This is a genomic window from Enterococcus sp. C46 (assembly GCF_040887565.1).
Lineage (GTDB): Bacteria > Bacillota > Bacilli > Lactobacillales > Enterococcaceae > Enterococcus_B > Enterococcus_B lactis.
The window spans coordinates 88002-108433 of sequence record NZ_JBFOGA010000005.1 but is presented as its reverse complement, the minus strand read 5'-3'; the positions used below and the strand labels follow the sequence as shown (position 1 = coordinate 108433).

18 protein-coding genes and 1 pseudogene are annotated in these 20432 nt (G+C 38.1%); 6 read left to right on the top strand and 13 right to left on the bottom strand.

The window, feature by feature from the left end:
* Position 1: 1 nt before the first annotated feature.
* Positions 2 to 586, bottom strand: a complete 585-nt coding sequence (locus AB3I27_RS09255) for a thymidine kinase (RefSeq protein ID WP_002291517.1) — start codon at positions 584 to 586, stop codon at positions 2 to 4.
* Between the two features lie 319 nt (positions 587 to 905).
* Between AB3I27_RS09255 and AB3I27_RS09250 the strand changes: the two genes are divergently transcribed.
* Positions 906 to 1508, top strand: a complete 603-nt coding sequence (locus AB3I27_RS09250) for a class I SAM-dependent methyltransferase (RefSeq protein WP_002314093.1) — start codon at positions 906 to 908, stop codon at positions 1506 to 1508.
* A 121-nt stretch (positions 1509 to 1629) separates the two neighbouring features.
* On the opposite strand, the gene lepB is transcribed toward AB3I27_RS09250, so the two are convergent.
* The 4 genes from lepB to AB3I27_RS09230 form a co-directional block, all read right to left on the bottom strand.
* Positions 1630 to 2199, bottom strand: coding sequence for a signal peptidase I (gene lepB / locus AB3I27_RS09245; RefSeq protein ID WP_002316795.1), 570 nt, complete (start codon positions 2197 to 2199; stop codon positions 1630 to 1632).
* A 173-nt stretch (positions 2200 to 2372) separates the two neighbouring features.
* The gene (locus AB3I27_RS09240) at positions 2373 to 3140 is read right to left on the bottom strand and encodes a DUF6681 family protein (RefSeq protein ID WP_002310109.1); all 768 of its coding nucleotides are present in this window, start codon (positions 3138 to 3140) and stop codon (positions 2373 to 2375) included.
* Positions 3137 to 3616, bottom strand: coding sequence for a hypothetical protein (locus AB3I27_RS09235; RefSeq protein ID WP_002310106.1), 480 nt, complete (start codon positions 3614 to 3616; stop codon positions 3137 to 3139). The genes AB3I27_RS09240 and AB3I27_RS09235 overlap by 4 nt, the downstream gene beginning before the upstream one ends.
* 124 nt (positions 3617 to 3740) lie before the next feature.
* Positions 3741 to 4478 (bottom strand): epoxyqueuosine reductase QueH, encoded by a 738-nt coding sequence (locus AB3I27_RS09230; RefSeq protein ID WP_002310105.1) that lies wholly within the window; start codon positions 4476 to 4478, stop codon positions 3741 to 3743.
* Between the two features lie 160 nt (positions 4479 to 4638).
* Between AB3I27_RS09230 and AB3I27_RS09225 the strand changes: the two genes are divergently transcribed.
* The 3 genes from AB3I27_RS09225 (at position 4639) to AB3I27_RS09215 (ending at position 8305) form a co-directional block, all read left to right on the top strand.
* Complete coding sequence (locus AB3I27_RS09225) at positions 4639 to 6039, top strand: TrkH family potassium uptake protein (protein WP_104760290.1); 1401 nt, start codon at positions 4639 to 4641, stop codon at positions 6037 to 6039.
* A gap of 222 nt (positions 6040 to 6261) precedes the next feature.
* Positions 6262 to 7614 carry a Mur ligase family protein gene (locus AB3I27_RS09220; RefSeq protein ID WP_002314095.1) on the top strand — a complete coding sequence of 451 codons (1353 nt, stop codon included), beginning with the start codon at positions 6262 to 6264 and terminating at the stop codon, positions 7612 to 7614.
* On the top strand, positions 7607 to 8305 hold the full coding sequence (locus tag AB3I27_RS09215; RefSeq protein ID WP_002310101.1) for a type 1 glutamine amidotransferase: 699 nt from the start codon (positions 7607 to 7609) through the stop codon (positions 8303 to 8305). The genes AB3I27_RS09220 and AB3I27_RS09215 overlap by 8 nt, the downstream gene beginning before the upstream one ends.
* A 61-nt stretch (positions 8306 to 8366) precedes the next feature.
* Here AB3I27_RS09215 and AB3I27_RS09210 read toward each other — a convergent pair whose 3' ends face one another.
* The 3 genes from AB3I27_RS09210 to AB3I27_RS09200 are packed head-to-tail and all read right to left on the bottom strand — an operon-like array spanning position 8367 to position 11749.
* Positions 8367 to 9518, bottom strand: a complete 1152-nt coding sequence (locus tag AB3I27_RS09210) for a mannitol-1-phosphate 5-dehydrogenase (RefSeq protein ID WP_002343994.1) — start codon at positions 9516 to 9518, stop codon at positions 8367 to 8369.
* Positions 9519 to 9530: 12 nt separating this feature from the next.
* Complete coding sequence (locus AB3I27_RS09205) at positions 9531 to 9968, bottom strand: PTS sugar transporter subunit IIA (RefSeq protein ID WP_002291499.1); 438 nt, start codon at positions 9966 to 9968, stop codon at positions 9531 to 9533.
* Positions 9969 to 9982: 14 nt separating this feature from the next.
* Positions 9983 to 11749 (bottom strand): PTS mannitol-specific transporter subunit IIBC, encoded by a 1767-nt coding sequence (locus AB3I27_RS09200; protein ID WP_002343993.1) that lies wholly within the window; start codon positions 11747 to 11749, stop codon positions 9983 to 9985.
* 263 nt (positions 11750 to 12012) lie between these two features.
* Between AB3I27_RS09200 and AB3I27_RS09195 the strand changes: the two genes are divergently transcribed.
* The gene (locus tag AB3I27_RS09195; RefSeq protein WP_104760289.1) at positions 12013 to 12690 is read left to right on the top strand and encodes an ABC transporter ATP-binding protein; all 678 of its coding nucleotides are present in this window, start codon (positions 12013 to 12015) and stop codon (positions 12688 to 12690) included.
* Positions 12691 to 12692: 2 nt separating this feature from the next.
* Positions 12693 to 13819: pseudogene (locus AB3I27_RS09190) on the top strand (ABC transporter permease).
* A gap of 109 nt (positions 13820 to 13928) precedes the next feature.
* Here the strand turns inward: AB3I27_RS09190 and AB3I27_RS09185 are convergent.
* The 5 genes from AB3I27_RS09185 to AB3I27_RS09165 form a co-directional block, all read right to left on the bottom strand.
* Positions 13929 to 14369 (bottom strand): PTS sugar transporter subunit IIA, encoded by a 441-nt coding sequence (locus AB3I27_RS09185; protein WP_002287254.1) that lies wholly within the window; start codon positions 14367 to 14369, stop codon positions 13929 to 13931.
* 10 nt (positions 14370 to 14379) lie between these two features.
* Positions 14380 to 16413: a BglG family transcription antiterminator gene (locus tag AB3I27_RS09180; RefSeq protein ID WP_104760288.1), complete on the bottom strand. Its 2034-nt coding sequence runs from the start codon at positions 16411 to 16413 to the stop codon at positions 14380 to 14382.
* Position 16414: 1 nt separating this feature from the next.
* The gene (locus tag AB3I27_RS09175; RefSeq protein ID WP_002320382.1) at positions 16415 to 18118 is read right to left on the bottom strand and encodes a PTS transporter subunit EIIC; all 1704 of its coding nucleotides are present in this window, start codon (positions 18116 to 18118) and stop codon (positions 16415 to 16417) included.
* A 92-nt stretch (positions 18119 to 18210) separates the two neighbouring features.
* Complete coding sequence (gene manA / locus AB3I27_RS09170; protein WP_002314101.1) at positions 18211 to 19161, bottom strand: mannose-6-phosphate isomerase, class I; 951 nt, start codon at positions 19159 to 19161, stop codon at positions 18211 to 18213.
* Positions 19162 to 19199: 38 nt separating this feature from the next.
* Positions 19200 to 20225 carry a serine hydrolase gene (locus AB3I27_RS09165; protein ID WP_002310087.1) on the bottom strand — a complete coding sequence of 342 codons (1026 nt, stop codon included), beginning with the start codon at positions 20223 to 20225 and terminating at the stop codon, positions 19200 to 19202.
* Positions 20226 to 20432 lie beyond the last annotated feature (207 nt).

The following is a 20432-nucleotide window of genomic DNA, read 5'->3' as shown; positions in this document are numbered from 1 at the left end:
CTTATTCTCCTTCTGTAATCATTGATGGATGAAAGTAATGTTTTCGACAAACGGGGTAATAAGCTTCATTTCCGCCAATTTGCACTTGATCGCCTTCATAAACAGGTTTCCCATCAATATAATGTAAATTCATGATTGCTTTTTTGTGGCAGAACCAACAGATCGTTTTCATTTCTTCAATCTTGTCTGCGTAAAGCAATAAATATTTTGATCCTTCAAATAACTCGTTTCGAAAATCATTTTTCAAACCAAACGCCATAACCGGAATATCCAATTCATCCACGATTCTCGTAAAAGCAATGACATGTTTCTTTTTTAAGAACTGCGCTTCATCGATCAGCACACAATAGGGTTTGCTTTCCATGTTCTGAATCACGTCAAATACGTCTGTTTCTTCAAATATCGGCATTGCTTCACGTTTCAGTCCGATTCGGCTTGAAACAACGCCTAAACCATCTCTCGTATCAATACCGCTTGTCATCAAGACAACTGGTTTATTTTGTTCTTCATAATTATGTGCGACTTTTAGGATCTCGATTGTCTTGCCGCTATTCATTGCGCCATACTTAAAAAATAGTTGTGCCATGCTCTTTTCACCTTCCAGTTTGTTCCTATGGTATTATACTTGATTTTCAACATTTTTTACAGTGAGAATTTTCATCAAGCACAGATTATCGTTCAAATCCCTTGCTTACTTTTGTTCCAATTTTTTGACAAGAACTAAATAAGGCGATCCATTTATCTTATCTTTCTAGAAAAATTTCTGTCCTTGAAAATTCTTAGGATTTATAAAAATAAGTACATCTGCTAAATACTTTCTTTTTGAATTGAGTATAGCATGTTTTCTTTCTTTTCACGTGCTATAATAAGTTAAAATTCCAAAGTTTTATGTAAGGAGCTATTTGATGACAAAAAATATTTTTGATTCCATCGCTAATCATTATGATTCCCCTGACCGTCAAGCATTAGCCAAGATTATTCGCGAAGAACTAACAACTTATCTACCGCGCGACAGCCACCAAAAAGTCCTGCTGGATTACGGAGGCGGAACTGGGCTTGTGAGTTTACCGCTTGCGGAAAGATTCAAAGAACTGATCATTGCCGATGCTTCAGAAACTATGTTGAAAATGGTAGAAGAAAAGATCCAAGCAGCAGATCTGAAAAATGTCCGAACGATCCACGCTGATGCTTCTGTCGAATTTCCTGCTATCCAAGCAGATGTGATCCTTCTATCACTCGTACTTTTGCACATTCCTGATACGAAGACTATTCTCATGAAACTTTTCGAACTTTTAGCTCCTGGCGGTCAACTGATTATTGTAGATTTTGACAAGAATGAACAAATCAGTCATCCGAAAGTCCATAATGGCTTTATCCAAGAAGAATTGAACGATCGATTGAAAAAAACTGGCTTTGTCTCTACTGCTAGTCATACTTTTCATCGTGGAGAAAAGCTATTTATGAACAAAAACGCTTCGCTTTTCCTATCCATCAGCCAAAAAGCTTAAAAAGAAGCTGTGACAAAAATATGTCACAGCTTCTTTTTTCGTTTAAACGGTGTTCCAAAAGCAGTTTCTTATTTCTTGAAGCTGACCACTTCTGTCACAACCTCTTCTTTTTATTTTTTCATCAAATGATTTTGATTTCGGAAAGAGGCCAGTAGCGGAAAACAACTTTGCCTTGGATCATATCTTTGTCGACTAACCCAAACATTCGGCTGTCTTTTGAAATCAAACGGTTATCACCCAGAACAAGATACTTTCCTTTTGGCACAGTATATTCAAAATCGCTCGTAAAGGTAGAGGCACTTTCTGCTTGTGCTTGGAACCCTGAACTATAAGCATACTCTCCTTGTAACTTATCTTCTGAAAATTCTTTTTTGAACTTATCTAGATAAGGCTCATCATACTTTTTGCCATTAATGGTCAACTGGTCATTTTCCATCTTAACTGTGTCCCCAGGCATACCAATGATTCGTTTAACGATCATTCGTTCTTCATCCCCTGGTTCCTTCGTAGTAATGATGTCCATTCGTTCATAGTTCGAGATTTTAGATGAAATCAGTCGTTGTCCATCACTTAATGTAGGGTCCATCGAATGTCCGTTTACAGTGACTGGTGTAAACACGTACACTCTAGCTAATAAAATAGCCGCTAATACAAGGATCAGAATCCCCCAATTTTTCAAAAATTCTTTCACAGCTTACCTCCTACTTATATTTCCTCGTTATTTATTACATTTTTTTACGATATTTCATTGTACTCTCTTTATTCTACAATGTTTATAAATGAAAGGAAAGAATAAGTGACGTGTTCGTTCTATTTTTCTCGTTATATAAAAAAGGGGCATGACAAAAGTCATGTCACATCCCCTTATGAATGTCTTCTTCTTTGGCTCCGACTATAAACAACTTGTTCTTCTTGTGATTGTGCTTTTTTTGCAATTAATTTCAGGCGATAAGGCTCATGATAACGCAACCCGTCTTTTACAAAATCACCGCCAACGATGAACAATCCGACAGGTTCTAATGTGTCTTCTGTTGAGCTCAGCCGAATGGTCCCTACTTTTTCCATGTCCGAGTAGCTTCGTCCAATATTTAGAACATACTCTTTCTCTCCTGTTTTCTTGACATAGTAATAAGGATACAACGTATTTCTATCGACAAGAAATCCATCCATGCGACCGAGTTCATTTATTTTGATCTCACCATTTCCAATCAAGTACCGCATATTCTCGGCTAATTTCAATTGGTAATCTTCGTCATAAGAAACCATGACCTCTTGTGTATTCACTTTATCGATCGAATTTCCATTATTGATTGTTTCTTCTGTCTGGATGTTGAACGCTTCATCAGGCAAATACTTCACAAAAAGCTGTGTGACATCGGCTTTCGTGTTTTTATCTAAAAAGTAATAAAATACATTTAAAACAGTAAAATAAACAAGCACTAGAAATGCAAGTCCATATAAGAAAAATTGAAGATAGTTTTGGTTTTGCCAAAGTCCATAAACAATTCTCAATAAATAAAGCGTGGGGATCACACTTAAAATCGTATATCCACGGTTAAGATATTTAGGACTGATGTCTAAATAGCCAAGGAATTTATGCACCCCATTGATAAGGTCTAGTAAAAATGTCATTGAGAATCACCTGCTTGTTGGTTATACGTTTGGGTATTTCCTGAATCTTGGTTTTGCTGTGCTGTACGTGCTGCATCATCATTTTGCGTGTTATCATCTACAGTCGTACTGCTTGGTATCGTTTCGGAGCTAGCACTTGTATCCGGACTTGTACTTGGATTGGTTGAATCCGATGAAGTGCCATCTGGTACCGTATTGCTTGTTTCGCTTGAGCTGTCAGTTGTATATGTCTCATCATACGACGAACTAGTTGTTGTGTCGTCCCATGTACTTGTCGTAGTGGTTTCATTCAAACTTTCCGTTGTTGTTGGTTCAGATGTCGAGACTGAAGTAGTTGGTGTTGTTTCTTCTACAGTACTAGAACTTGAACTGGGTGCACGGTAGCTGGAACTATTCACAATACCTGTAGTAGTCGCGACAATCGTCGAGATTGTTAATACAGCGATTGGCTTCAAAATAGGTGCTACTTTTCGCATCTTATCTCTTCCTTCATTGAAATTTATTCTTGTTTTCTTACTTTACTACGGACAAATTATACAGTCTACCTTATTTCTACCATAAATTCTTTATTTTTTTCTTACGTTTTTCCGAAAGATTTCTTTAATTTTCATCAAAAACTACGGTCGATGTTTTTAAGTAAGCTTTTGCTTCCCGATTGATTTCTTTCAGATCACATCCTTGCTGCTTGGCAGCGAACACGCAACCACAATAACATTGGCGATAGATATCATACTCTTTGCACATTTGCAAAGAGCGTTCATAGCCTTTGTTTTTCTTGAAATCACTTGGCAAATATTGTGTCCCGTAAATCTTTTGGATATCCATTCCGATTTGATTGATCAAGGCTGCATTTTTCTTTGGTGAGATCGTCAGGGCACTTCCAAAGTAATCGTATCCTAGTTCTTGCGCTTTTTGCGCAACAAGATCTAATCGCATATTGAAGCATGCACTGCAGCGAGCACCACCTTCTTTTTCGTCTTCAAGATGGTTTGTTAAAACCATTTTGGTGAATTCACTTGGACGGTATTCATCAACAATCAGCGCTACATGATGGTCAGTTTTCTCATTAAATTGGTCTACAAATCGTTTTTGTTCATGTAACCTCCGCAAATACTCACTTTTAGGATGGATATTCGAATTTGAAAAAAATAACGTGATATCTGCATATTGAGACATGAATTCCAACGTGTGCGTACTGCAAGGAGCACAGCATGTATGTATTAATATCTTAGGCTTTACTTCTTCTTTCTCCCATTGCATGATCATTTTTTTTAGAACTGTATCATAATTTATTTTTTGATTTTTCATTTTTTCTACGATTTGTTGGGCATTGATCAATTTGTTATTCCTCCTCCTTCTTTTTTCTAGGATTTGCTTTATTATAAGCCATTTCTATTTTAATCGAAAGCTGTATTGTTATCTGTTCAATAATTTCTTTGAGTATTCCTGATTCCCCTTGTATACTGGTAGAAACGACTATTGTCAGGAGGATAGTACTGTGCATGTTGATTTATTCTTTCGAAGGCTGCAACGGCGAGGACAGAAGTTTGCTGCTAATCATTTCTCATCGATCCAAATCATCGTTTTTTATTATATATTGATGACGGTCTTATCACTCGTTCTATTTTATCTGCCGATTTTTCGCGAACCAGATAGCCATGTTTCTTTTGTGGACATGCTGTTCATGGCAATCAGTACAGTGAGCGTGACTGGACTATCGACTTTTGATCTCAATTCTGTGTTCAATGATAACGGCATTATACTGCTGGAAATATTATTTCAAGTTGGTGGTTTGGGGATCATGATGATTTCTACTGCTTTTGTCATTTTTTCTAAACGACGAATCACATTGAAACAGCGGCAGCTGATCATGACGGATATGAATCAACCGCGTTTGTCTGGTATCGTCCGACTGATCCGGATTACTTTTGCTATTTTAATCTGGTTTCAATTACTTTTTGGGACATTCTTTTCTATTTATTTTTATTACAGAGGCTATTTTGATCGTTGGCGTGATGCCGTTTTTTACGGTTTTTATCAGGCGATATCGGCTGTCACGAACTCTGGATTTGACGTCACTGGGGATTCCATCAAGCCCTTTGCACATGACTATTTTTTCTTAATCCTAATCATGTTTTTGATTTTTGTCGGCGGAATTGGTTTTCCTGTATTGATGGAGTGTCGGGAGTGGCTATTATATAAACGTTCCAGTGCAAAGCTTCCATTTCGTTTTTCCTTGTTTACCAAATTGGCTGTGTTGGCTTTTGTCATCTTGTTTGTTTCGGGAACTATCTTAATTTATCTATTGGAAAAGGACCATTTATTCCAAGATTCCAGTATGAGTGTCAAATGGATCAATTCGATGTTTTATTCGATTACGACTCGTAATGCCGGTCTCCAGATTCACGATTTGGGTGATTTTCAGATTACGACACTGATCATTTTTTCTTTACTGATGTTTATCGGATGCAGTCCTAGTTCTGTAGGAGGCGGGATTCGAACAACTACTGTAGCAATCATCGGTTTGTATCTATACTCCTTCCTCAAGAGTGAAGATAATATCAATATTTTTGGACGGAGAATCGATCAAGATGATGTGCGAAAGTCAGTCGTTGTCTTTATGCTTTCTCTTGGTATGTGTTTCTTTTGTATCGTTTTTTTATCTGCTACAGAGGAACAAACACTGATCTCGATCATCGTCGAAGTAACTTCTGCTTTTGGAACAACTGGTTTGTCCTTAGGGATTACCGGCGACTTGTCTGTTGTAGGGAAAATCACGATTGCTGCCCTGATGTTTATTGGGCGGATTGGAATGCTGTATACATTGATGCTGTTCGTACCAAAAGAAACCCGAGATCTGGGCTATGAATATCCAAGTGAGAAAATCATTATTGGTTAATAATGAAAAGACCGATGAAGAGTAATAATAAAATCACACCAGCTTGAAACAATCATTTTGTTTCAAGCTGTTTTTTTTTAAATCATGCGGTTTTCTCCGATTTCATGCACTTTCAGCCGTAACTTTTTCTTAAGAATAAGAAAAGCAATTTAACCTTTTTTTCAACATATGGTATGATTAGTTGAATTTATTCGTCAGCAAATCGTTTTTGGAGGTTACATAATGGGAATACGCAGTCATTTTGCGATTGCAGTTGGGAAAACGTCGCAATGGGCATTAAAAACTTTTTTTAAAGGCGGATCAAGTTTACCAGGTAAACTAGCGCTGAAAGTCGATCCACTTATATTGGATAGCTTGGCAAAAGACTACCAAGTCGTCGTTGTTACCGGAACAAACGGTAAAACATTGACTACCGCTTTAACAGTCAATATTTTGCGCCAGCAATTCGATGAAGTTCTAACCAACCCTACTGGTGCGAATATGGTACAGGGAATTGTATCGACTTTCTTGCAGGCAAAACCAAAAAAAGGACAGAAAAAATTTGCTGTCCTAGAAATAGATGAAGCAAGTTTGAGCAAAGTCACAGAATATATGAAACCAGAACTATTTTTATTTACAAATATTTTCCGTGATCAAATGGATCGGTATGGAGAAATTTATACGACCTATAAAATGATTGTAGACGGTGCCGCAAAGTCACCAAATGCAACGATTATCAGTAACGGTGATTCACCGATCTTCAATTCGATCGAAACAGTTAATCCTAGAAAATATTATGGCTTTGACCATGAAGAAGATCGTGAACAAATGGCGCATTACAATACAGACGGTGTCTTGTGTCCGAATTGTCATCACATCCTGCATTATAAAATGATCACTTATGCAAACTTAGGAAAATATTACTGTCCAAATTGTGACTTCAAACGTCCTGAACTGGATTACCGATTGACTGATATGGTACGGATGGACAATGTTTCAGCAGATTTTGTGATTGATGGTCATGAATATGGAATCGAAGTTGGTGGTATGTATAACGTCTACAACGCTTTAGCAGCTACTGCAGTGGCGGAGTACTTCAATGTCGATCCTGATAAAATCAAACAAGGTTTAGGATATGACGAGAAAGTGTTCGGCCGACAAGAAGTCATCAATATCAATGGAAAGAAATGTACATTAGTACTTGTCAAAAATCCTGTAGGCATCAATCAAGTAATCGATATGATTGGTCTAGCTCCTTATCCATTTTCTTTAGTAGCTTTATTGAATGCCAATTACGCAGATGGAATCGATGTCAGCTGGATTTGGGATGGTAATTTTGAAAACTTTGCCGATATGGATATCCCAGCCGTTATTTCTGGAGGAGATCGTCATACAGATATGACTTTACGTCTGAAAGTTGCCGGGATTCCAGAAAATAAATTGACAGAAACAAAAGAATTACCAGAAGTAATCGAAAAAATCAAAGAATTGCCAACTGAACATGTCTATATCTTAGCTACTTACACTGCTGTATTGCAGCTACGTAAAGAACTAGCGGCTCAAGGATTTATCAAAGGAGGAATGAATCATGGCTAATTATGAACTCAATATCGCCCACCTTTATGGAAATTTGATGAACACATATGGTGATAACGGAAACCTTTTGATGTTGAAATATGTAGCAGAAAAAATGGGGGTTTCTTGCCATACGGAGATCGTTAGTATACATGAACCTTTTGATGCTAATAAATATGACTTGGTTTTCTTTGGCGGTGGTCAAGACTTTGAGCAACTGATCATTTCAAAAGACATCCAGAAAAAGAAAGATTCTTTGATCAACTATATCGAAAATGATGGTGTCATGTTAGCCATTTGCGGTGGTTATCAATTGCTGGGTCACTACTACATGGGAGCCAACGGAGAAAAGATCCAAGGTATCAGTGCCCTGGATCACTACACATTAAGTCAGGAAAACAACCGGTTTATCGGTGACATTGTCATCCATAATGAAGAATTCAATGAAACTTATTATGGATTTGAAAACCACAATGGTCGGACTTTCTTAGGTAAAGGTGAACGGCCTTTGGGGAAAGTGGTACAAGGTCAAGGGAACAATGGGGAAGATCAATCCGAAGGTGTCATTTACCGAAATGTCTTCGGTTCTTATTTCCACGGACCTATCCTTGCAAGAAATGAGAAATTAGCAGCTCGCTTGATTCGCCTAGCTTTAGAACAACGTTACGGTGAAGAGTTGGACCTGCCCTATCTTGAAGGACAAACAGCCTAGTTATTCGAAAAAGGGGAATGTGACAAAAGTTGCGTCACATTCCCCTTTTTCGTATCCTATTTTAAGCGACTTGCTTGGCATAACGGTTCACGTTTTGCTTGATATTCCCGATTGTTTTCGGATCATTGATTCCTGTGACTTCTTGGATCAATTGTTCTAAGTTTTCATGGATCTTCATTTCATGCAGTTGACGGCTTTGTTCATCTTCAGGATCATAATAATTAAAAATAATACCCATTGTTGCCGTCAAATGTGGACAAGTCAAGTTATGTTCTTGCAGTTCTCTCATTGGCCGTGTAAACCGTTCTTGATAACCTAACTTACGTAATGGTGTCCGAGCGACACGTGTGATCGCATCAGAGATATATTTGTTTTGGAAACGATGGATGATTTTTTCAATATACGCATGATGCTGCTCTGAATCAAACCCCCATTTGGCAATCAGCAAACTTCCTGTTTCCTGCAGAACTGATTTTAATTGTGCTACAACTAACGCATCTTGCATTGCTTCATCAATGGTCTGGTAACCTAACAAGGCACCTGTATAAGCGACAGTCGCATGACCAGTATTGACACTAAATAGTTTGCGTTCGATATATGGTTCTAGATCATCTACATATAAAACCCCTTTTAATTGGATTTCTTTATTTTTTCTTTGGCTATCGTCAATGACCCATTCCTTGAAAGGTTCTACTTGGACGAATAAAGGATCTTCATGGTGTTGTAATGGGACGATTCGATCGACTGCTGCATTTGGAAAGCCGATATATTTGTCAGTAAATGATGTTTCTGGAAGATATTTATACACTTCTTTTTCTAGAAATGCTGAACCACCAATCATGTTTTCACAGGCAATGACATCTAAAGGTGTTGCTTTTCCTTCCATTTCTCTTGCTTGGATACCTTTTGCAATCAACTCGGCAATAAAAGGTAAGATATTCGGGCCAATGGCGGTAGTGACTAAATCTGCTTCAGCGATTTCTTGGATTACTTTTTCTGGATTTGTTTGATTGTTGATTCCTTTGACATTTTTCACAGTGATTCTTTCTTTTGATTCATCTGCTAATTCGATTTCGTATTCTTTTCTTTCATTTAAAGCATCAATGATCGTGTGATTCACATCTACGAAAGTAATCTCAAATCCATTAGTTGCCAAAATTTCTCCAATAAATCCTCGACCGATATTTCCTGCACCAAAATGTACTGCTCTCATTTTTCTCTCTCCTTAAGCAATTGCTAGATTTTCCGTTACTTCTTCTTTGCTGAGCGCGTCTGCTAGTTGGACAACATTGTCCATATCACTGCAATAAAGTGCGATTTGCTGTACAAGTTGCAGATGCTCATCGCCGACTCCTGCTATACCGAACAAAACAGTCGCAATCTTTTCTTCTTCTTCCGTACCAAAATTGACACCGTCTGGCACCTGTACGACACAAATGCCGGATTTTTTCACATATTTTTTTGCTTCATCTGTTCCATGAGGAATCGCGATAAAATTCCCCATGTAAACAGATAACATGTTGTCTCTTTCTACCATGGCATCGATATATTCCTCATCAACGCATCCTGCTTCTACAAGCTTTTGACCGCAATAGCGGATCGCTTCTTCTTTGGTTTTAAATGATCGATTGAGTTCGATCATGTCGAATGGCAAACTTTGCATGCTGTTTTCCTCCCTTAAGCTGTCTGTTTCAAATATTGTGCAATTGATTCAAATTTTTGTGGGTTGACCATGCTATTAACCGATAAATGAATGGATTGCGGTGCAGCCATCTGTGCTTTTTCTGCTAAACTTTCTTTGGCTACGATCAGTGAATCAGGCTCCCCTTTTAACTCCTGGATGTTGACTTTTCGTAACGGGATAGTTAAATGGTTCTTGTCTAATATATCTTTGAGCACAGTCATTCCCATTGTTGCTGATCCCGAACGATCATCGTGGACAAGTAGAATCTCTTTGATTTGTTTGATGTTTGCTGAAAGAAACTCTTCTGTTGGCTCGTTCTTAGTTTCAGAAGTTGATGGTTCCTGTTTGCTGCTCAATTCTTGAATGATTTCATCATATCGAGGTGAATTCAAAAAGTTTTCTACTGAAACAAAACGCGCGTTCGGTGCTTTTTGTTTTGCTCTTTCTTGTAGTTCGACCTGAGTAACGATCAATGTATTCGAGTCATCTGTCAGTTGGCTGATTGCTTGGTTAGTCACCGTTTGAGGCAAGTCTGCTTCCTGTACTTTTTTTCTCAAAATCGAAGCGCCCATCGCACTTGATCCCATCCCTGCATCACAAGCAAAAATGATTTTTTGTACGCCAGATAGCGCAGTTCCTTGAGGAATACCTTGGGAACCTTTAGATGCTTGTTTAGCTACTTTTGTCTCTTGCACAGACTTTTCAAAGTCTTCATTTGTATCTTTCGCATCCGCTTTCAAAATCACTGCAGAAATACCGAATGAAACAGCTGCGGCAACAATCACGCCCAAAATAACAGGAAGGTAAGAATTGAACGGTGTCATCGCTAGAATCGCAATGATTGATCCTGGAGAAGCTGGCGCTCTTAGTCCAGCATCCATCAATTGGAAAATGAAACTTCCTGACATTCCTCCGCCTATAACTGATAAGAATAATAACGGTTTCATCATGACGTAAGGAAAATAGATTTCATGGATCCCACCTAAAAAGTGGATGATCATAGCACCTGGTGCTGAAGATTTTGCTGCTCCTTTGCCAAACAAAGTAAAAGCAAGTAATACGCCAAGTCCTGGACCAGGATTTGCTTCAAGCAAGAATAGAATAGATTTTCCTGCATCTGCTACTTGTTCAGTTCCTAATGGTGTCAAAATCCCATGATTGATTGCATTATTCAAAAATAAGATTTTTGCTGGTTCAATAAAAATACTTGTCAATGGAATCAAATGGGCAGATAAAATGATCTCTACACCTTTTGCCATTGCTTGAGTCAATGTATCGACAACTGGACCAATCGCAGAAAAACCTAATAACGCTAATCCAAAACCGATAAGACCTGCTGAAAAATTATTGACCAACATTTCAAAACCGGATTTGATCCGTTTTTGGAACAGCTGATCAAATTTCTTGATAGCATATCCACCAAGAGGTCCCATGATCATCGCACCTAGCATCATTGGAATATCTGTTCCGACAATCACACCCATCGTTGCAATTGCTCCCACAACTGATCCGCGGTCACCAGCAATTACTTTTCCGCCAGTATAGCCGATCAATAAAGGAATCAGATAAGTTAGCATCGGGCTTACCATGGTAGCGAAAGCTTCATTTGGCAAATACCCATCTGGGATAAATAAAGCCGTTAACACACCCCAAGCAATCAGTGCTCCAATGTTTGGCATGACCATGCTTGATAAGGTACTGCCTAATTTTTGTACCCTCGCTTTTAGCGAAATGTTGTTTTTGGGAATCATCCGTTCCATTTTGTCTCTTCCTCTCTCCTTTTGATACTCTAATTGTATCCGCTTACCAAAAAGAGAAATAGTCGTACTTTGGCACGAAACTTTGTGCCAAAGGTTTGAGGATATCAGCAAAATAAAAAAATTTTGGGATCAGCAAACTTTACTTTTAAATAAACATGTTATTTTAACTTTTTTATAATATGTAAATAATAACTTTTGTCAGCATTTTATTTGGATGCTTTTTGTTTTATTATGATATTAAAATTTATATTGGAGACCTATCTATGACATTACTGATCAAAAACATGAACATGAAACGTGGTAAAAAACGTGTGATTCGACAATTGGATCTTTTAGTAGAATCAGGAGAAGTAGCTGCTTTGATTGCCCCGAACGGATTTGGCAAAACAACTTTGCTGAATGGCATTGCCCAACTGCTGCCAACAACTTATGATCAATTGTCCCTTCACAACATCTCTCCTACTGCTTATACAGATTATCGCCGGTCTTTCTTTTTTCTAGAATCAACGAATCAGTTATCCGACTATCTAACGGCTGTTGATTATTTGACTTTGATCAAATACTATTGGCAGAGCAAAGTAGAATGCCAAACTGTTTTCCAACGATTGAAGATGACTGAGTACCTTACTTTGCCGATTGGAAAAATGTCTCTAGGAATGAAACAACATGTCTTGCTTGCTGCTTACTTGATCAGTGATTCATCTGTCATGTTATTCGATGAACCGTTGAACGGGTTAGACCCAGGAAGTATTGATATCTTGAATAGGCTGATCAGACAATGGCAGGAAGAGGGGAAGACGATTCTTCTTTCTTCCCACGCTATCGCGAATATCCAATCGTTTTGTTCTAAAGCATGTTTTCTAAAAAATGGAGAAATCGTCACAGAATCCTCAAATATGGAAGAGATTTTAGCTATTTATCGTCAATTGTATGAGGTGTAACTATGACTTTATTTACATTTGAACGCAATCTCTTACTAAAAAACAAAGTAAACTTTTTATTCCCTCTATTGTTGATCGTGCTCTTTGCATTCCCACTTTTTTTGATCATGAACTTGCTTATACAGAATTCGATGAACTGAATCATAACTATGAAGAGACGCAACGTTTGATTGAAACGTTGAAAGAAGATGAGAATGAGAAAGAATTTGTGGAAAGTTTAGAGAAAAGCAACAAACTGATCGAAGCAATTTTACGTGCAAAAAACACAGGGAATGTCCAGGAAATGGTCGAAGCAACTTATCATTATGAAAAAGATATACTGGGCCGGCTGATTTCTGGTCAAAGACAAGGACTTCCAATCATTGAACAACAAAAACGTGTAGAGTTGCTCCGTTATATGAAAGAACATCAGATCCAAAGATATTCAATTTTTGACTTGCCAGCGCACCTCCCTTTAGCGAATTACTACGAAAATATTTTTTCAGGAATGATTTCTAGTTTTTTGATTTTATGTATAACCGCCTTGTTTCTTTCCTCGATCATCTCTTATGAAAAAAGAAAGCAGGTAATCTCTCTAGTCAATCTATTACCGGATAGTATGGTAAAGAAACATAGCATCCGTTTCACCGTTTATTATGGTGCAGCTATGCTAAGTCTCGTGATTCCATTTTTGTTCGTCTCTATACTAGTAGTAATCAAAAATGGTTTGGGCGACTTCCGTTATCCTGTAGGAACGATCATTGGTCAGGAGATACGAATCCTTCCGATGTATGCATATCTTTTCCAGAGTTTTCTGTTCTTGTTGTTGTGGGTGTTCTTTTTAAGTACGATCAGTTTTCTTCTATCTGCTTTATTTGAACATTCTCTAGTCAATCTTTTAGGTACACTTCTTTGTCTTTTCTTAGCAGAGTATCGCTTGTTTTCTTCGATTGGATGGATAGAATCAATCAGTCATTACTTGCCAACTTCTTATGTTGATTTTCAAAATGTGATCGTAGGAGGAGATATTTTCTCTCCACTAGCTTCAGAACAGGTTACTTTCATGAATGGTATCTTGACACTTGGTACATGGAGTATTGTTCTATTATTCATAGGTATGTGCGCTATCTATATAAAAAAGAGTTATTAAAACACAAAAATAATAGGAGCGGTGACAAAAATCTTGTCACCGTCTCCTATTTTTCACTTGGTTGAAGTTATTACTTGATGCAAGGCATCTTTTTTACTGAGAACATTGGTTATATATGTCCATGTTCAAAAATCATTTGGACTTCTTCAATGGTTTCCGCATCACTGAGTGCCATTACTTGGTCGATGTCTGAACAAAAAAAGGCTAAATCTTGTAGCACAGCTAACTGATGTTCTTTTTTTAAAGCCACTACAAATAAGAGTGTCGCGATTTTTGGTTCCTCTTTTGTTCCAAAGTCCACACCATCAGGTACTTGGACTAAATAGATCCCTTCTTCTACTACTTCTTCATCTTTGTCAGTCCCATGTGGCAAGGCTACGAAATTCCCGATATAGACACTCGCTTTTTCTTGTCTTTCGATCATTGATTGGATATATGCCGGTTTGATTCCCCCTTGTTGGGTCATCCACTGGCCGATCTCGGTCAACGCTTCTTTCCAATTTTGATAGGATTGATCGAGCAATATTTTTTCTGCTGGTAGCTGGATCATCTTTTCACCCTCATTTCTTTATTTCTTCAATCAGGATTTTCGCTAACAATTGATAAACGATTTCTTTATTTCCTGAGCGGAAGATCTCGGTGTTCAAATCGTTCATGATGATTGCTCCACTGATCTTTCCTAAAAGAATCCCGTCTTTTTCTTGGATTGGCGAAGGCGCCAGCATAACTAACATACGGGACAAATCGACTGGCTGTCTATCCATCCCGTCAATTGTCAACGGTTGTTTCAAATTGAAAATACAAAAGATCGGTTTAGAAACCAATGAGCTGGATGTATGGAATAACCCCATATTTGTATGAGGAATTCCGATAGGTGCTTGTCCATATCGCTTAAGCAGTCGGCGATGAACCACCTCTTCATCTGTTACTAGTCCTTCAGGAAAATAAGGAAATAAACTGCGAATCGTTTCAGAGACCGTATTAGGATTATCTAGTTCTTGAATAAAGAAACGATCAAGTAATTGATTGATTTGCTCCATGAAATGCATCGTTTCCTCATAAGTATCTTCTAGCATCCACTCGTTATTGCTGTTATACGTATTCTTTTGCCTTTTTTTCTTCTCAATATGCGAAAAAGCTTCTTTTAGCTGCTTGACTTCATCTTCTAGCAGTAGCGGGGAGACTAAAATATATTTTCCATCATATCCTGGTAGAATAGATGTAGAAATAACAATATCATATTCTTCTTGTAAATCAATTTTTTTCAAATCAGCGATCCGATAGAAATGAATCTGTTGAATGAAAGGAAAATACCGTTTCAAACGCAGTTCCAACATGCTAGTAGAAGCTAAGCCGCTTGGTGAGAATCCTGCGATACTGATATCGCTTTCTTTCGGGCTTCTTTCCAATGAATTTGCAAAATGAAGGACCATATATGCGATCTCTTCTTCTGATAATTTCTTTTCTTGAAAAATCCGCTCTACTGCTTTGCGGATTGCATTGGCAATTTCCTCATATTGAACCATGATTTTTTCTAAAATCGGATTAGTCAGTGTCTCTTCTTGTAAAACGGCTCTTGAAAACACACCAGACAAATGGGTCAAAAGCATTTTGTACAAGGTTTCATCTTCATAAAAATGGACATTCGTCTCTTCACTTACTTCTTGAATCAGTTGTTTTACTAAATAAGCAAGCTGTGTATCGAACGTTTCTTCAAAGAAATTCTGATCAAATGAGTTCGTGAAGTCATTTAATAATCCTGCAAAAAAGACGATCTCATTTACTGGGTAAAGTTGTTTTGTCTCAGAAGCAATCCGTGAGAATAATCGTTTAGCGGTCTGAAGCAATTCTTTGTTTGCCAGACCATTATACGTCTCATTTGTCAGTAAATGATTTTTCGTTACACGATCCATCGTCAATGTCAGCATCAAAACCAAATGTTCAAGTTTTCTATCACTTAGATTAGTCTTTTTTTGGATCAATTCTTCCCCGACTACTTGGCGTGCAAGAGACAGATGTTGCGGATCAACGAATCGAAAAAAGTAATTCAGCGATGAATCAAAAGGAATACTATGAAAAAGTTCATATTCATTGATTTCTAATTCTAATACATTCGCTGTTAGAAGCCGACGGTATTTTTCCGGTCCTACGATCTCATATCCTTGGTTCCGAATGATTTCCAAAGGCAGTTGGCGGATACTTTCTTCCAACTGTTTGATATCTGCATAAAAAGTAGTATTACTGATGCGGTATAATTCCATAAAATGAGCAAGACTCAACGGTTCTGTCGTTAGTAACAACTCGGCTAAAATTGCGTGTTGGCGTTTAGCAGTAGGCAAATCATCGCTTTTCCCCTCTGTATTTTCTTTTAATTGCTCCATTACTTCTTCCGATGCCTCAATGACAAACGAACCTCTTGCTACTTTTTTCAACGAAGCATTTACCGATTTCAATGAGACTTCAAGATTATCTAATTCGCGGTAAATGGTCCGCTTGCTGACTTTCAATAAATTCATCATTTTTTGGATAGTCACAGGTGAGGGACTGCTGAGAAATTCTGCTAATAATTGTTTTTCTCTGGGCGATAAGTACATCTTATTTTTCTCCCTTCACAAGTTTTTCGTATTCATTCGTAGCTACCCAATGTTCCACTAGGACTAGCTGAGGGATCTTTTCTTTTAGCTGTTCATTTACAGCTAGTTCTCTTTGGGCGATATAAATCGTTTCTTCTTGGATTTTGAGCTGTTCGATTGGTTCCTTTAAGATAACAAACTGTTTTTTCTCTTTTTTTGCTAATTGACTTAAAATCGCCATGCCCATGGTTTGTGAACCACGTCTATTATTTTTATACAAAAACACAACGTTGACGGGCGACTTTTTCTGTTCTATTACTTCTACTCTCTCTTTTTTTTCTTTCCAATTTGGTTCGTGGATTGCTTTTTTTATTCGTGACAGCAAGATATCTGTTTCCAAAAAGTGATTCAATACGAAAATTTGACTTTGAGGTACTTTTTCTCTTGCAAGATCCGCTAATTCATGTTGGACGATAACAAGCTGATTTACTTGATTGTTCAATTCATAGACAGAGCTGTATCCAACAGCGAGATCAATTTTTTCCGCTGCTAATTTTTTCTTCAGCAGGGCAGCTCCCATAGCGCTTGATCCCATGCCTGAGTCACACGCAAAAACGACAGAATGAATGGTAGATAGTTCCAAAATTTCTCCCCTTTCTTTGACCGTGTTGTCTCCTTCTTCTTTTTTCGGTAATTTCAATAGCAGCGTTGCACAAATGAAGGTCACAAATGTACTGATTGCTATCCCTATACTTACCCCAGCTAGTTGCGGATAAGGCGTATTGGCAAAAATCACGAGTAGTGACCCGGGCGATACAGGAGTAGCTAATCCCGCATCTAACCATTGGAATATCAACGTGCCACTTGCTCCACCAACCATTACAGCTAAAAATAGATACGGTCGCAGCAAGACAAATGGAAAATAGATTTCGTGAATCCCGCCAATCGCATGGATCATCAATGCTCCACTCGCATTTACTTTTTCCTGTTTTTCTGCAAAACAAAGGATAGCAAGTAAGATCCCTAAACCAGGTCCCGGATTTGCCTCCATCAAAAACAGGTAAGAGTACCCGACTGTTTGTGAGAATTCGATTCCTAAAGGTGTCAACACACCATGGTTGATTGCATTATTAAAAAATAGTACTTTTAGAGGTTCTAGGATCAAACTGACAAGCGGCAACAGATTCATTTTGACTAGCCAAGACACGACGGAGACAAGCAACAGGTGGAAACTATTTAAAGCTGGCTCAATAAAAACGATTCCAATTATACAAATAATACTACCAATCAGCCCTACTAGTAAGTTGCTGACAAGCATTTCATAACCACCTTTGAATTTCGCATGAAATCTAGAAACAAATTGTTCATACGAGATGCCGGCAAGCGGCCCTATAATCATCGCTCCTACGATTTGCGGGGCATCGGAACGAGCAATCAACCCTAAAGAAGCGATTGCGCCCGCGACTGCTCCTTTTTGTCCCCCTACCGATTTTCCGCCTGAATAGCTGATCAAGATTGGTAAAAGCAGTTGAATCATCCAGTGGCATACCTCTTCCAACGTGGCGTGCAAATCGCCAGACACACCTTTCATTACTAATGACAAGATTCCCCAAGCAATAAACAGACTTAGGTTTGGCATGATCATCTCATTCAAGTGGTGTCCGGCTTTTCTCAGTTGTTTCGTAAACACTCGACTGTTGCTGTTTGCTTTCCATTTGTATTCCATCTTTTTCACCATACTTCTATTTATTGATAGACGGATTTTATGTAGAAAAAGCAGCAAACGAAAACCGTCTGCCGCTTTCAGCTATCTGGGAACTATTTGCCTGGTTCAGACGCAATGATTGCTAGTTCACCTTGGACCGTCCACTCAGAAACGCCACTTGGAATGATACAGCTTGTTCCTTTTTCTAATGGATATGTTTTTCCGTCAACAACAAGGTCTCCTGCTCCTTCAATCACTGTCATCAACGTATAAGGGGCTTGTTTTTTGAAAGATGCGATTCCTTTAATATCCCACTCATATACATTGAAAAACTCAGTTTCTAAATAAGTGACGATCGATGAATTCCCTTTTCGAACTTCTTTGATTTGTAGTTCTGGTGTTTTGGCAGGGACAGTTGTTACATCGATCGATTGTTGGATATGCAGCTCTCTTGTTTGTCCTTGCGCATCTTTTCTGTCGTAGTCATACACGCGATAGGTCGTATCGGAGCTTTGTTGTGTTTCTAAAATCATGATCCCTTTACCAATAGCATGGATCGTTCCGCTTGGTACATAAAAGAAATCACCTTTTTTAACTGGTACTTTCTTCAAAAGATCATCCCAGCGCCCATTTTTGATCATCTCAGCTAGTTCTTCTCTTGTCTTTGCATGATGACCGTAGATGATTTCTGCACCAGGTTCAGCATCGATGATATACCAGCACTCAGTTTTTCCTAATTCACCTTCATGTTTCATCCCATAGGCATCATCTGGATGTACTTGTACAGATAGATCATCTTCTGCATCTAAGATCTTGATCAATAATGGAAACACTGGTTCTGAAGGATGGCCAAACAATTCCTTGTGTTCTGACCATAGTTCATCTAATCTTTTCCCTTTGAATTCGCCATTTTCTACTACACTGACACCATGAGGATGCGCACTGATCGCCCAATCTTCTCCGATTTTATCGTTAGGGATATCAAAACCGAAGACTGAACGTAAGCGGCTTCCTCCCCAAATTTTTTCTTGAAAAACTGGTTTTAAAAACATAGGTTCTTGCATAATTCAAACTCCTCTCATTTTTCATAGCTATTATAGCATTATTTCTGTAATACCGCTTTCTCTTTCAAAAAATTTTCAACAATTTCATCTCGACATATGAGATACTCCGCACGATGATCGACAGGATGTACGCGATTAGACAAAAATATCAACGCTTCTTGTGTTTTTATATCAATCAAGAAAAACGTACCTGTATAACCAGTATGAAAAAGAATCGCATGACCGTCTCCTACATCTTTTTTTAAATCCCACCCTAGAGAACGATAGCCATTTCTTTCTGGAGTTTGATCTTGTAGCAAAGAATCAATCGTTTCTTCTTCTAAAAACCGACCATTACTGATTTTTCCCTTGTTCAAATACATTTGGACAAAAGTAATGCTGTCGTTCAAATCGATAAAGAGCCCAGCATTTCCTGCATGTTCAGCTAAAACTCTTGCTTTCGGATCATGAGTTTGTCCACGCAAAACCTCACCCGAAGGCAGTTGTTCTGTGGGAACGATTTTTTTGGAAGGAAAAGGAAGAAATAAGCTGTTCATCATTTCTAATGGTTCCAATACTTGTTCTTGAAAGATTTCCACTGCAGTTTCTTGGTAAATTTTTTCCAGCATCAATCCAAGAAGAATCGTTCCGGCATCTGTATATTTTACTTCTTTTCCTAGTTGCTCACCTGGTTCTAGCTTCAAATAAGCGGCAATCAATTCTTCCTGAGATAGCTCATCTCTGTTTGGTATCCATGTTTTGATATCAGAAGTATGTGTCAGTAAATGACGCAAAGTGATTGTCTGATTTTCGAATTCAGAAAGATATTTATGCAGTGGTTGATCGAGTTCTATTTTTCCATCTTCTAATAGACGCAAAACTAATGAAGTGGTTGCAACGACTTTCGTCAGTGATGCTGCATCAAACAACAGATCTTCTGTCATCGGCTGTTTTTCAGGAACGACTTGGGCAAAGCCAGCTGTAAATGATTCTACTTGATTTTCTTTGATGAAGGCGGCTGCTACACCTGGATAAAATCCTTCTTCCATTTTTTTCAAAATAAGCTGTTTCGTTTGTGGGTACATCTTTTTCTCCTGCTTTTCTGTCAGATTCTTACAGTCCAAGCTTAAAGCTTAATCTATGAGGAATCAACCTTTTTACACAAAAAAACTGCGCGGAAAACCACGCAGTTTCATTCGGTATACTGTTTGCTCTTTCTATCTCTAGAACAAGTGATAGTATGACCGTTCATAAAATGACGAGACATGCGACAATCGTTAAGAAAGAAAAAG

Excerpts from the sequence above, each read along its gene's own strand:
- AB3I27_RS09255 (WP_002291517.1), bottom strand. The coding sequence starts at position 586 with ATGGCACAACTATTTTTTAAGTATGGCGCAATGAATAGCGGCAAGACA.
- AB3I27_RS09250 (WP_002314093.1), top strand. The coding sequence starts at position 906 with ATGACAAAAAATATTTTTGATTCCATCGCTAATCATTATGATTCCCCT.
- AB3I27_RS09240 (WP_002310109.1), bottom strand. The coding sequence starts at position 3,140 with ATGACATTTTTACTAGACCTTATCAATGGGGTGCATAAATTCCTTGGC.
- AB3I27_RS09235 (WP_002310106.1), bottom strand. The coding sequence starts at position 3,616 with ATGCGAAAAGTAGCACCTATTTTGAAGCCAATCGCTGTATTAACAATC.
- AB3I27_RS09220 (WP_002314095.1), top strand. The coding sequence starts at position 6,262 with ATGGGAATACGCAGTCATTTTGCGATTGCAGTTGGGAAAACGTCGCAA.
- AB3I27_RS09215 (WP_002310101.1), top strand. The coding sequence starts at position 7,607 with ATGGCTAATTATGAACTCAATATCGCCCACCTTTATGGAAATTTGATG.
- AB3I27_RS09210 (WP_002343994.1), bottom strand. The coding sequence starts at position 9,518 with ATGAGAGCAGTACATTTTGGTGCAGGAAATATCGGTCGAGGATTTATT.
- AB3I27_RS09205 (WP_002291499.1), bottom strand. The coding sequence starts at position 9,968 with ATGCAAAGTTTGCCATTCGACATGATCGAACTCAATCGATCATTTAAA.
- AB3I27_RS09200 (WP_002343993.1), bottom strand. The coding sequence starts at position 11,749 with ATGGAACGGATGATTCCCAAAAACAACATTTCGCTAAAAGCGAGGGTA.
- AB3I27_RS09195 (WP_104760289.1), top strand. The coding sequence starts at position 12,013 with ATGACATTACTGATCAAAAACATGAACATGAAACGTGGTAAAAAACGT.
- AB3I27_RS09185 (WP_002287254.1), bottom strand. The coding sequence starts at position 14,369 with ATGATCCAGCTACCAGCAGAAAAAATATTGCTCGATCAATCCTATCAA.
- AB3I27_RS09180 (WP_104760288.1), bottom strand. The coding sequence starts at position 16,413 with ATGTACTTATCGCCCAGAGAAAAACAATTATTAGCAGAATTTCTCAGC.
- AB3I27_RS09175 (WP_002320382.1), bottom strand. The coding sequence starts at position 18,118 with ATGGAATACAAATGGAAAGCAAACAGCAACAGTCGAGTGTTTACGAAA.
- manA (WP_002314101.1), bottom strand. The coding sequence starts at position 19,161 with ATGCAAGAACCTATGTTTTTAAAACCAGTTTTTCAAGAAAAAATTTGG.
- AB3I27_RS09165 (WP_002310087.1), bottom strand. The coding sequence starts at position 20,225 with ATGTACCCACAAACGAAACAGCTTATTTTGAAAAAAATGGAAGAAGGA.